Source organism: Paraburkholderia sediminicola (assembly GCF_046026855.1).
GTDB classification, from domain to species: Bacteria; Pseudomonadota; Gammaproteobacteria; order Burkholderiales; family Burkholderiaceae; genus Paraburkholderia; species Paraburkholderia sediminicola_A.
In genome coordinates this window covers 16,411-28,874 of sequence record NZ_JAQQET010000057.1, presented here as the reverse complement: position 1 = coordinate 28,874, position 12,464 = coordinate 16,411, and the positions used below count along the sequence as shown (strand labels likewise).

The window sequence follows — 12,464 nt, the reverse complement described above, 5'->3', positions numbered from 1 at the left end:
TAGCGCATAAGCGGGTCCCCTAGCTTGGAGGGCATAGTGGTACATCTGGAATCGGTACCCTCGCACATTCAACGTTAGTGACAAGGGCGTCATACTTCCGGCGGCGCTGCGCGCGCCGACGCTCAGTTTATAGAACCGACCACCTCGTTTTCGCACTCACGTTTCATTAGGCATTTCGCCGAGGCGAAGCCGATGGCCCCCACCACGCGTAACCAAAGCCCCAGGTTTCCCTGACAGACCCATCCGCGACGCACGCAGTGCGAAGTGGGAGCTGATGAGTGCTTTGTCACTACGGCTGAAGGCGCGAGGACACGGATTCCAGATGCACCACTACCGCAACTGCGCGGGGGATCCGCTTAAGAATTAGCGGTTTGAGCCGCTTTCTTTTGCCTACTTTTCTTTGCGGCAGGCAAAGAAAAGTAGGTGCCCGCCCCGCACAGGGGCGACGCTAATAGACCAATAAGAATTCAAGGAAAGGCCAAAGACCAAAGACCAAAGAAGCCAGATCAACGAAAGGCCAACACCGCAAGCACACCAACAAATCACGCCGAGCAGGCAAAGCTCAACGCCGCAGGCAAGGCAAAAATAACCCACCCACCGCCTACGGCGAACAAAAAAAACATTAAGCCGAAGGCTTCTTATAAGCCACGCAATCGACCTCGACTCGACAGTCGATCACCATCGACGACACAACACAAGCCCGAGCCGGCGGATTCTCGCCAAAGTACTCACGAAACACCTTGTTGAACGAAGCGAAGTCACGCGGATCATCCAGCCACACACCGCAGCGGACAACATGCTCCGCCCCATATCCTGCTTCCTTCAAAATAGCGAACACGTTCTGAATCGCCTTGTGCGATTGCTCAACAATCCCGCCATTGATCACTTCACCGTTTTCCATCGGCGTCTGCCCGGAAACGAACAACCAGCCATCCGCTTCGACTGCTCGCGCAAAGGGCATATGTTGACCACCCGTACCCTTGCCACCTTCAACACCATATCGCTTCATCGTCAAACTCCTTAAAAAGTCCGGCACGCGCCAACGAATACGCGTGCCACATTGATCAGAAAACCAGAATCAAAATGCGCCGTGCGCATCGCCTTTCGACGCAGCACCGCGCGCCACAAAATGCCCTGCCCGCTCGCCAGTCACTGCGCCATCGCGGTAAGACAACACGCCATTCACCCACACCGCGTCGATGCCGTCCGCGGGCTGCTGCGGTTTCTCGAACGTCGCCGCATCGCGCACCTTGGCCGGGTCGAACAACACCAGATCCGCGTGATAACCGATATGCACCTCGCCCCGCTGCACCAACCCAAACCGGCGCGCCGACAAGCTGGTCATCTTGCGCACCGCCTCTTCGAGCGGCAACAACTTCGTATCGCGCGCGTAGTGGCCAAGCACGCGCGGGAACGCGCCCCACAACCGCGGATGCGGCAGCGGATCGTTCGGCAAACCATCTGAGCCGACCATCGTCGCGGGATGCGACAGAATGCGCCGCACGTCGTCCTCGGACATGTTGTGATACACCGCGCCCGCAGGCTGCAAACGCTTGCCCGCCTCCTGCTGCGTGACGCCCCACTCAGCGGCAATTTCCCTGATCAGCTTGCCCGCCATCTCGGGATGCGGCTCGGACCACGTGATCGTGATGTCGATGTCGCCCGTCACCTGCTTCACGTCGAGCGTCGACGAACTGCGGTTGTACGGATAGCAGTCACAACCGATCGGCTGCAAACGACGCGCGCCTTCCAGCGAATTCAACACCTCTTCACTACGCCCCCAGTTCGACGGCCCCGCGCACTTCAGATGCGAAATCACCACTGGCACATGCGCGTGACGGCCCACCCGATACGCCTCGTCCATCGCGTCGAGAATCGCGTCGAACTCGGTGCGCATGTGCGTCGTGTAAAGCGCGCCTGCGGCGGCAAGCGGCTCAGCGAGCGCCATGACTTCTTCAGTCGGCGCGGAAAAGGCGGACCCGTACGCTAGGCCCGAGCTCAAACCCAATGCACCGTTCGACAACGCCTCTTCGAGTTGCGCGCGCATTCCATCGATTTCCGCCGCGGTCGCCGCGCGATCGAGCCGGTCCATCTGATTGCTGCGCAACGCCGTATGCCCAATCAGTGCGCCGACATTCACGGCAGGGCGCGCGGCGTTCACCGCTTCGACATACGCTGCGAAAGTCGGGTACTGGAACGCGTCACGCTCGCCAAGCAGGTTCATCGGATCAGGCGGATCGCCCCTCAACGAAACCGGCGACGCGCTGATCCCGCAGTTGCCGACAATCACCGTCGTCACGCCCTGAGTTATCTTCGGCAGCATTTGCGGCGAACGAATCACGTGCGTGTCGTCATGCGTATGAACGTCGATGAAACCCGGCGCCAGTGCGCGACCATTGGCTTCGATCACCTCTTCGGCAAGCCAGTTCGACAGATTGCCGATCGCGGCGATGCGGCCCTCGCGGATCGCGATGTCGCGTTCGACCGGCGGTGCGCCCGTGCCGTCGTACAGTTGCGCGCCGACGATCAGCGTATCGGCGGCTTCGGGATGCGAATGCATGGATCAGTCTCCTAACGGTTGTCGATCGCCGCCGCCACGATGCGCGTCGAGCGCGTGCTTCATGCGGCGCAGCAATTCCCGGCTCTCGTCGCCCTGACTGACGGCAAGTTCGGTGACGAGCACATCGAGCGCCATCATCATCGCGTAGCGTGACGACGACGGCTTGTAAATGAAATCGGTTTCAAAGGCGACGATCGGAATCACCCAATCGGCCAGTTTGGCTAAAGGCGAAGCGGGCGCGGTCAGGGCGATCACAGTCGCCCCGTAGCTGCGCGCGATCTTGCAGTTCTCAACCATCTCGGGCACGCGCCCAGTAGTGGACAGCGCGATCACCACGCACTCGCGCGATACGGTGCTCGCCACCATGCGCTGTAGCAGGCCGTCCTGATAGGTCGCAACCGGCCGGCCGAGTCGCACGAGCCGAAAGCGCATTTCGTCTGCCAATGCGGTCGAGCCGCCGCCCATGCCGAATACATAGATCATTCGCGCAGCGCGCAACGCGGCCGCCGCTTCGCCCAAAGGCGCCTGGCGCAGCAGCTGGTGGTTATGGGCAAGCGCGGTCTGCAGTTCGTCGAACACGCGGGTGGCGATAGGCTCGGGTGCGTCGGTGGGTCCGCCTGCTTGCAGGAAGCGCTGACCGACGGCAGCCGCCTGCGCGAGCCGCAATTTGAGCTCCCGCACGTCGCGGCAACCGACCGCCTTGGCGAAGCGCGTCACGGTCGCAACGCTCACCTCTGCCTGCTGGGCGAGCGCGCCGATGCTGGCCCGCGATGCGCCGGTCAGATCGTCGAGAATCAGTGCCGCGACCTTACGTTCGGCCGAACGCAGTTCCGGCGCACACTCAGCGATGCGCGCGACAATATCGAAAGCCAGCGGTTCGGCGGTTGAGTTCATTGCAGACTGTGGGGTGTCTCGCGAAGGCTTACAAAAAGCCTCCGGCAAGCCGTGGTACTAAATAACATTTCTTCAACCATCGTACTTTCGGTAACATAGTAAAGTCAACTTTGATTCGATTTAACTGGACGATGGAGCAGGGAGACATGAAAGTTACAAACTATCAGGGCGCAACGATTGATCCTTATAGCAAGGGCTTGGGCATGATTCCGGGCACCAGCATCCAACTCACGGATGCCGCGCGCCTCGAGTGGAACCTGCTGAACGAAGACGTGAGCCTGCCCGCCGCGGTGCTGTACGCCGATCGTGTGGAACACAACTTGAAGTGGATGCAGGCGTTCGTCGCGGAATACGGCGTCAAGCTCGCGCCGCACGGCAAAACCACCATGGCGCCGCAACTGTTTCGCCGTCAGCTCGAAACCGGCGCTTGGGGCATCACGCTCGCCACTGCGCATCAGGTGCGCGCGGCGTATCACGGCGGTGTTTCGCGGATTCTGATGGCCAACCAACTGGTTGGCCGCCGCAACATGATGATGGTCGCCGAGTTGCTGAGCGATCCTGATTTCGAATTCTTCTGCCTCGTCGATTCGGTCGAAGGCGTCGAACAGTTGGGTGAGTTTTTCACGTCGGTACGCAAGCCGCTGCAAGTATTGCTCGAGCTCGGCGTGCCGGGCGGCCGCGCCGGCGTGCGCGACGAAGCGCAGCGCAACGCGGTGCTCGAGGCGATCGCGCGCTATCCGGATGTGTTGAAGCTGGCGGGCGTCGAGTTGTATGAAGGCGTGTTGAAGGAAGAACACGAGGTGCGCGAGTTCCTGCAGAGCGCTGTCGCCGTGACGCGCGCGTTGGTCGATGAAAGACGTTTTGCACGCACACCGGCCGTTCTGTCAGGCGCCGGCTCGGCCTGGTACGACGTGGTCGCGGAAGAATTCGTGAAGGCCTCGGAGACCGGCAAGGTCGAAGTGGTGCTGCGGCCTGGCTGCTATCTGACGCATGACGTCGGCGTCTACCGCAAGGCTCAAACAGACATCTTCGCCCGCAATCCGGTCGCGAAGAAAATGGGCGAAGGCCTGTTGCCGGCGCTGCAACTGTGGGCGTACGTGCAGTCGATTCCGGAGCCGGATCGCGCGATCATCGGCCTGGGTAAACGCGATTCCGCTTTCGACGCAGGCATGCCGGAACCGGCGCGCCACTATCGTCCGGGCACCGAAGCACCGCGCGACATCGCCGCGAGCGAAGGCTGGGAGATTTTTGGCTTGATGGATCAGCACGCGTATCTACGAATCCCCGCGGGCGCCGACCTGAAAGTGGGTGACATGATCGCGTTCGACATTTCGCATCCCTGCCTGACATTCGACAAGTGGCGTCAGGTGTTGGTGGTCGACCCGTCGTATCGCGTCACAGAAGTGATCGAGACGTTCTTCTGATCTTGATGCGGGCGGCGCGCCTCACTAATGGGTAGCGCGCCATTTAATGACTCTCAGCAGGTCGGCGCCGGCCGTGTCGTTCGCGGCGGCCGCAGCGCCGAATCGGTCAAACTTTTCTCTGTCAGCCCTAATGCGCCGGTTCACTGCCCGCCGCGCCGGGCACTTGCGGAAGAGCATCAGAGTCCGCGCCCGCTGCGTTAGCCGTCGCAGCCACTTCGCCGATCCGCACTTCCAGCATCTTCAAAGCCCGCGATAGTGCGCCCAGCGCATCGTTCGGCAATGCCGCCATGGTGTCGTTCAAAAATGCGTTGCGACGCGGCAGGCTGGCTTCGGTGGCCGACTGCCCCGCTTCGGTCAAACGTACATTGGTCACGCGGTTATCGCGCGTATCCATGCTGCGTGCAATCCAGCCTAAACTCTCGAGCGTTTTCAACTGCCGGGTGAGCGCACCCGGATCGACGCGCAAGCGCTCGACCAACCGCTTCTGCGACGACTCGCCGGCCTGCTCGTGCAGCGCGAGCAGAATGCGCCAGCGCGGCAACGGGTGCCCAACCTGGGCCTCGAATGCCGACATGAACGCCCGATAAGTGCGGCCGAATTGCTGCATGACGGCGACGCGGTCCTGTTCTTCCATGATCTGTCAGTAAAACTGATAAGACTAAAAAATCAATCCGCGTGAATCACCGGCTCGAGCTTGCGCTGGAGCTTGATCGGCGGCACACGGCGGCTTTGCCACACGGACACCACGGCAATGATCGCCGCCATCGCGAGCCCCAGATGAATCGCCGCAACGAGCGCCTCGCGCGCGCTCTCGAGCAGCATCGCGCCGTTGTGGCCCGCATGCGTCAACTGGCCGAGCAAGGTGTTTTGCGCGTCGCGATTGATCAGGATTTGCGGGTCGCCGAGATCGGGGAACCATTGCGACGCGTGATCGTTTTCCAGCGCGCTACGCACGCCGCTCGCATACATATGACTGATCAGCGTGCCGGTAAGCGCTGTGCCGATCATCCCGCCAATCATCCGCAGCGACTGCAGCAGTGCGGTGGCAATACCGAGGTGTTCGCGGCCTGCTGTCTGCTGCGCGAAGATCGTCAGATTCGGCATCACGAAGCCGAGACCGAGGCCGCCAAGCACCATGAACGACATCAGCATCCATTGCGGCATGGAGCGCGTTGCGACGACCACGCCAAGGCACGCCAGCGCTACCAGCGCGAAGCCGATATACAGCATCAGATTCGGATTGCGCACGCGAGAGACGATGCGGCCATTGGCGATACTGCCGATCGTGATGAACACCACGAGCGGTGTAATGACGAGCCCCGCTTCTTTCGGCGACATTCCGAAGCCGCCCTGGAACAGCAACGGGGCGTAGAACAGCAGCGAGAACATCGTGAAGCCGCCCAGCACGGCGAGCGTGAAGAGTGCCGCCAGGCTGCGATTACGAAACATATCCACCGGCAGGATCGCCGTCGGGCAACGCTTTTCCCATTGCCACAACCCGTATGCCGAGGCGACGCTAAGTGCAAGCAGCGCGAAGGCGCTCAAGGTGACGCCGTGCTTCGGCAACAACTCGACGAACAGTTGCAGCGAGCCGAGCGCCACCGCGATCAGCAGCGCACCCGGCCAGTCGAGCCGCATCTTCCCTTCGTGCTCGACATGCCGCAGATGCGGCAGAAAGCGCCAAACGAAAAACAGCGACAGCAAGCCGACCGGCAAATTCACATAGAACACCGAGCGCCAGCCGTAGTACTGCGTGAGAAAACCACCGAGCGACGGCCCCACGGCATTCGCAATCCCAAATGCCGAACTCATCAGCACCTGCCAGCGCAGCCGCACGACCGAGTCGGGGAAGAGATCAGGAATGCAGGCGAAGGCCGTGCCGACCAGCATGCCGCCACCGATACCCTGCAAGCCGCGCGCGAGCACGAGGAACAGCATATTGTTGGCGGCGCCGCACAGCACCGAAGCCGCCGTGAACAGGACGATCGATGCGATCACGAACGGTTTGCGCCCGTAGTAATCACCGAGCCGGCCGAAGATCGGCACGGTAATCACTGAGGTCAGCAAGTACGACGTGGCGACCCACGCGTAAAGCTCGAAACCCTTCAGCTCGGAGACGATAGTGGGCAACGCGGTGCCGACCACCGTCTGGTCAAGGGCGACCAGCATCGTGACGAAGGAAATGCCGAGCATCGCCAGGAGCGATTCACGGAAAGGTAAAACTTGCCCACTCGAGTGGTGGGCCGCGGTATGGACAGCCATTTTTGATAGAGCAACAGTTGACTCGTCAAACAATAGTGAATCATACCACGAGGCGATGCTCTAAGCTGGAGCCCGCCAGTGCGGTTCACCGCGCCGGCAATCGACTGAAGAATGGACAACACATGACGCCAGGGAGGCACATGGAGCCGAGTTCGCTCGCAGCACAATCGCTATCCGACGAAGACCTGAGCGCGCTCAGACGCGCGAAACACGAACTGGAGAGCCCCGCGCTGGCGATGAAACTGGCCAGCATCGTCGGCTCGCCGCTCGAAAAGCTGCTCTCGCGCATGCCTGCTTTTGCTAACGAAAAGGTCACGGATGCGACGGAACTGGCGTTGCGCAAGTGCCTGTCGATCGCGCTGCGCACGCTGGGGCGGCAGGCTGGCGCCACGCCCCTGGTGGTGCCCGACAAACCGAGCAACCTGCTGCACAAGTTTGCCGTGGCCACCACCGGCGCGGCCGGCGGCGCATTCGGTCTATTCGCGCTGCCCGTCGAGTTGCCGGTCACGACCACGCTGATGTTTCGCTCGATCTGCGACATTGCACGCAGCGAGGGCGAGGATCTGACGTCGATCGACACGCAACTGCAATGCCTGACGGTGCTCGGCATGGGCGGCACCTCGAAAGCCGACGACGACGCCGACTTCGGCTACTTCATCATGCGCGGCGCGCTGGCGCAGGCGGTGTCGAAGGCTTCATCCGAAATCGCGACGAAGGGCTTCACCGCGCACGGCTCCGCGGCATTGTTGCGCCTGCTCAACACAATTGCCGCGCGCTTTTCGGTGCAGGTGAGCGAGCAGATCGCCGCCAAGTCGATCCCGGCGATCGGCGCGGTGCTCGGCGCGATGGTCAATACGGTGTTCATCGACCACTTCCAGCAAGTCGCGCACGGCCACTTCACCGTGCGACGCCTGGAGCGGCAATACGGCCAGGAAACAGTCGAGGCGGCCTATCAGGCGATAGATATGACGCTGGACGGCTGAACGTCTCTCGCTGCCCCGCTCGTCACACGCCGCACGAAAGCGGCAGCGCGGTCGAGCGCGCGGTTCGCTTCGGGAATGAACGGAGAGAACAGCGGCCAGACGTGCGGCATCTTCTTCCACACTTCGAGTTCGCAGTCGACGCCCGCTGCGCGCGCCTTGTCCGCGACGCGCTGCGAGTCATCGAGCAATACCTCCGTACTGCCCGCCATGATGAAGAGCGGCGGCAAGCCGCGCAGGTCGGCATAAACCGGCGAAGCGTAGGGATGCGTGGCCGACGTGTCACCGAGGTAGACCTTGGCTGCAAGCGCGATGGCGGGGCCGCTGAACATCGGATCGAAGCCGTCGTTGGTGCGGATGGTCGCGCCAGCAGCGGCCAGATCGGTCCATGGCGAGAACAGCAGACAGCCCGCCGGCAAGGGATCGCCGGCGTCGCGCAGAGCAACCAACGTGGCCAGTGCAAGGCCGCCGCCCGCTGAATCACCCGCAATTACGATCGACTCGGGCGGCGTGCCGTCCGCGACCAAACGGCGGTAGGCGGCAGTCGCATCGTCGAGCGCGGCCGGAAAGCGATGCTCGGGTGCGAGACGGTAGTCGAGTGAAAAAATCGGTGCATTGGCGCGCGTCGCCAGACCGTACACCAGCGAGCGATGGGTACGCGGCGAACAGAAGTAGTAGCCGCCGCCGTGGCAATAGAGAACAGTCGGGCTGGCGTCGACGGCCTGCGTGCTGTCGACCCGCTCTATCCACTCTCCGTGTAGCGGCTGATCGTCCGGTCCAACCATTTCGCGCAACTGCCAGCCACCAGGCACACGGGGCGACCACGCACGTTTGGCCGTCAGCGCACGCGCTTTCTCAACATTGATGCCTGGTTTTAAGGTTTGCGGCCGAAACTGCCTACGCAGATACCAGCACGCGAGTGCACTTTGCCAGCTCATCAGGACACGCTCCTTCGATAGTGTCCCGTCATGGTACCGGCGTTCGCCGCCGCTTCGATGGACGAGAACTTCTAATCCTGAAAAAGCGCTCAAGCCTCCGAGCGGGGCTTTTCTCCTGCTTAGTTGGCCGGCAAAACCTGCCCGCGAATCTCACCCATCGGGTTCTGCGCGGTATGGACGTTGAAGTACCACTGCCCCGCCATCAAGTCCGTCACCTGCTGTTCAGTGAGTGCCGCCGATCCTTTGATCGGGCTCGCGAGCGCGTCCTTTCCGATCGGCACCTGGACTTTGGCATTCTGGCCGACCGGCGCGGGACCGTGGAAGTGCGCCGCAGTTGCCGGGCCGCTCAGCCCTTCATAGGTGACAGTCCATTGGAGGGACTTGGTCGACGTATCGAACGTGGCGTTCAACATGCCGTGCCCGTGGCTCACGCGTGGCGGCACTTCACTCGACGGTTCAAGATCAGCCTTCAACGCGACCGTATCGGCAAAGGCGACACCCGACGCCAACGCCCACACCACCACGGCAAAATTCAGTTTTCGAAGCGCAATCATGGTCTTCTCCGGACTTTGATGCACCGCCGCACCGAAATTTCGGCCACGTGCGAAGCAACCACATACTAGTGCAAATCCGTCGAGCCTGTTTGCGTCAGAGGCCATATGACACGGCCGCCTCAATCGCGTGCGCACCAACGAAAAAAGCACCGCAAGCGGTGCTTTTTCCTGCCCACAGTAACGCGTTAGAAGCGGTGGCGGATACCCGTCGTCACGACCACCTGGTTCTTGCTCGACGACGGTGCGTCGGTACCGAACACTTGCGCGCCGACCGCGTTGCCGTCCGCGCCGATATGCGCGACGCCTTCGGCGTACAGATCAGTGCGCTTGGACAGCGCGTAATCAGCCTGCAGACCGAACTGGTTCCAGTGGCTCGATCCGTTCGACGTGCCAGGCGTGTGCTGCAACGCTTGCGTATACGTGTAGGCTGCGCCGAATGCGAGCGCCGGCGTCAGGTTATAGCGCGCGTTGACTTCGTAGTTGTTGTAACGCACCGAGGCGGTGTTGTACACGAAGTCGAAACGGCTTTGCGTGTAGACCAGGCCGACTGTTGCCGGGCCAAATGCATAGCTGCCGCCGGCACCCCACGTGCGTTGCCGTTGACGTTCACCCGGCACGCCGATATACGGCGCGCCGTCCTGGATCGCACCGTTCGCATTGCCGCCAACACCCTGAGCCTGCAAGTAGCCGGCCGCCAGATTCAGGCCACCGTTCGAATAGCCCATGCCTGCGCTGTAGGCGCGATCGTTCGCGAAGGCGCCTGCCTGATTCGAGAAGCCGTACAGGCCGCTGAACGAGAAACCGCCGTAATTCACACTCTGGTATTTCACCGAGTTGTTGATGCGCATAGACGCATTGGCGTTGTCGTTATCACCTCGATGGGCGAAGTACGTGCCACCCCAGCTGCCGGTTGCCGTCAGCGGACCGAGATAGTCGACCACGGAGTCGTACTGACGACCCAGCGTGACCGTGCCGTAGTCGCTCGAGATACCCGCGAACGCCTGGCGGCCGAAGCTGCGTCCACCCTGTGCAGCGGCGCCATTGGCCACGCTAAAGCCGTTCTCCAACGTGAAGATTGCCGCGTAACCACCGCCGAGATCTTCGCGGCCACGCAAGCCCCAACGGCTGCCAGACAGATTGCCACTCGTCAGGCCATATGCGGCAGCGTGCTTCGACGCATCGCTAGCCGACACTTCATTGTTCACATACGTGAAACCGGCATCGACGACGCCATACAGCGTCACACTACTTTGCGCATTGGCGGCACTAGCGAACGTCGCGGAGATCGCCGCGAGAATGAGAATCTTTTTCATGTTGTTCCAAATAACGTGTAGTTACTGAGCCTTCGACTCGATTTATTTGTACAGCGCGATTGCAGGCTGGGGACGGGCTGCATCCAGAGCGTTCTCCGCACACCGGCTTGATCTGCAGAGCGGAGTTTAGGTGCCCAACTTTCTGGGACACCACATGCATCCGCACAAAAGATCTTTTGAATTATTCGAAAAATAGACGTAGGAGTATCGGCAAGCCTTGAGCCGAAAGGCAGTCCATTTATCTCTTTTTATATTTAGCGATACTTATCTAATTAAAATGTTGCAGCTTCGCCACATCACGCATTCGGAAATCTCTTAATACCTATTCGGCCGGTTCTTGTCCCCGGCATTTTTCGCGGCGATTACCATGCTCACGTCTTGCGTGCGGCGTTAGCGTTTTCGCGTCAAGGGCCCCACCGCATTCGGTGCGGCTTCACCCCGCGCTCAACCGAACACAGGTAGCTCTATACGCCCCGGCGTTCCCCGCTCGAGTCCACTATTACGATGAACCAGTTGCAGGCCATGCGCGTCTTTCTGAAAGTCGCCGAAACCGGTTCTTTCGGGCGTGCGGCTGCGAGTCTGGATCTCTCCAATGCAGTGGTGACACGCTATGTCGCCCTACTCGAAACGCACCTGGATACGCGACTCGTCAACCGAACCACCCGCAGCCTTTCGCTGACCGAAGCAGGGCAGGCATACGCCGAGGGTTGCCGGCGGGTTCTCGAACAGATTGAGGTGATGGAGTCGGGCGTGGCGCGAAGTGCAACCGATCCGTCCGGTACGCTGAAACTCGTCGCCGCCGCATCGTTTTCATTATTTGGACTGACACCGCTGTTGCAACAGTATCGAACACATCATCCAAAGGTGAAGCTATCCGTCACGCTGCTTCATCGGCCGGTGGATCTCATCGAAGAAGGTTTCGATGTCGGCATCGTCGCGCGTGGACAGGTCAGCACCGGCACGTTGATCAAACGCCCGCTGTACCGAGTGCGGCCGGTCGCCGTGGCATCGCCGGGCTATATCGACGCAAATGGAGCGCCGGCGGCACCTGCGGAACTCAGCGCCCACACCTTCCTTGCCCCGTCCGCCGATATTCACAACTCCGCCTGGACCTTCGTCGCCGCAAGCGGACACGAGCAAACCGTGAGCCTTAATTCTACTTATGCGGTCAATAATGCCGTTATGCTGCGTCAGGCAGCGCTCGCCGACATGGGCATTACCGTTCTCCCGGAGAATCACGTTGCTGCAGACCTGATGAACGGCGCGCTCGTGCAGGTGCTGCCGACCTATCGAATCAAAGGCGCGGACAAGGAAGTGTCACTGGTGTACCCCGGGCGTCGACACGTGCCAGCCAAAACACGATCGTTTGTAGAATTCACTGTCGACTACTTCCGAAACAACGCGCTGTCGGCGCTTTCATCGAAATTTTCAAACAGTTAATTGCGCATTTCGCAATGAATCTTTGGCGCGGGGTCGGTTATGCTTTGTCCTGCGAGAAGTGACTCCTTCATCGAGGGATGTCTCCAAATCTTTAACGCG

General features: G+C 61.0%; 11 protein-coding genes. 3 read left to right on the top strand and 8 right to left on the bottom strand.

What is annotated here, in order from left to right; translation table 11 throughout:
- Nucleotides 1–622: 622 nt before the first annotated feature.
- The 3 genes from PQR40_RS37570 to PQR40_RS37560 all read right to left on the bottom strand — a co-directional run bounded on the left by PQR40_RS37570 (nt 623) and on the right by PQR40_RS37560 (nt 3,454).
- A complete protein-coding gene (locus tag PQR40_RS37570) occupies nt 623–1,009 on the bottom strand; it encodes a RidA family protein (RefSeq protein ID WP_028200605.1) in 387 nt (128 codons plus the stop codon).
- 69 nt (nt 1,010–1,078) lie between these two features.
- Nucleotides 1,079–2,560 (bottom strand): N-acyl-D-amino-acid deacylase family protein, encoded by a 1,482-nt coding sequence (locus tag PQR40_RS37565; RefSeq protein ID WP_408511170.1) that lies wholly within the window; start codon nt 2,558–2,560, stop codon nt 1,079–1,081.
- A gap of 3 nt (nt 2,561–2,563) precedes the next feature.
- Nucleotides 2,564–3,454, bottom strand: a complete 891-nt coding sequence (locus PQR40_RS37560; RefSeq protein ID WP_408239740.1) for a MurR/RpiR family transcriptional regulator — start codon at nt 3,452–3,454, stop codon at nt 2,564–2,566.
- 146 nt (nt 3,455–3,600) lie between these two features.
- On the opposite strand from PQR40_RS37560, the gene PQR40_RS37555 reads away from it, so the two are divergent.
- Nucleotides 3,601–4,878: an amino acid deaminase gene (locus tag PQR40_RS37555; protein WP_408511169.1), complete on the top strand. Its 1,278-nt coding sequence runs from the start codon at nt 3,601–3,603 to the stop codon at nt 4,876–4,878.
- 127 nt (nt 4,879–5,005) lie between these two features.
- On the opposite strand, the gene PQR40_RS37550 is transcribed toward PQR40_RS37555, so the two are convergent.
- On the bottom strand, nt 5,006–5,512 hold the full coding sequence (locus PQR40_RS37550; RefSeq protein WP_408239734.1) for a MarR family winged helix-turn-helix transcriptional regulator: 507 nt from the start codon (nt 5,510–5,512) through the stop codon (nt 5,006–5,008).
- Between the two features lie 32 nt (nt 5,513–5,544).
- On the bottom strand, nt 5,545–7,140 hold the full coding sequence (locus PQR40_RS37545) for an MDR family MFS transporter (RefSeq protein WP_408340711.1): 1,596 nt from the start codon (nt 7,138–7,140) through the stop codon (nt 5,545–5,547).
- A 140-nt stretch (nt 7,141–7,280) separates the two neighbouring features.
- Here PQR40_RS37545 and PQR40_RS37540 point away from each other — a divergent pair, with 140 nt between their 5' ends.
- Nucleotides 7,281–8,123, top strand: a complete 843-nt coding sequence (locus PQR40_RS37540; RefSeq protein WP_408340709.1) for an EcsC family protein — start codon at nt 7,281–7,283, stop codon at nt 8,121–8,123.
- Here the strand turns inward: PQR40_RS37540 and PQR40_RS37535 are convergent.
- From PQR40_RS37535 to PQR40_RS37525, 3 genes are all read right to left on the bottom strand, one after another.
- Nucleotides 8,093–9,058 carry an alpha/beta hydrolase gene (locus PQR40_RS37535; RefSeq protein ID WP_408511168.1) on the bottom strand — a complete coding sequence of 322 codons (966 nt, stop codon included), beginning with the start codon at nt 9,056–9,058 and terminating at the stop codon, nt 8,093–8,095. The two genes, PQR40_RS37540 and PQR40_RS37535, sit on opposite strands and share 31 nt — an antisense overlap.
- Nucleotides 9,059–9,177: 119 nt before the next feature.
- Nucleotides 9,178–9,612: a CHRD domain-containing protein gene (locus PQR40_RS37530; RefSeq protein ID WP_408239722.1), complete on the bottom strand. Its 435-nt coding sequence runs from the start codon at nt 9,610–9,612 to the stop codon at nt 9,178–9,180.
- A gap of 185 nt (nt 9,613–9,797) precedes the next feature.
- Nucleotides 9,798–10,925 (bottom strand): porin, encoded by a 1,128-nt coding sequence (locus PQR40_RS37525; RefSeq protein WP_408511167.1) that lies wholly within the window; start codon nt 10,923–10,925, stop codon nt 9,798–9,800.
- A 504-nt stretch (nt 10,926–11,429) separates the two neighbouring features.
- Between PQR40_RS37525 and PQR40_RS37520 the strand changes: the two genes are divergently transcribed.
- Nucleotides 11,430–12,365, top strand: a complete 936-nt coding sequence (locus PQR40_RS37520) for a LysR family transcriptional regulator (protein ID WP_408511166.1) — start codon at nt 11,430–11,432, stop codon at nt 12,363–12,365.
- Nucleotides 12,366–12,464: the final 99 nt, after the last annotated feature.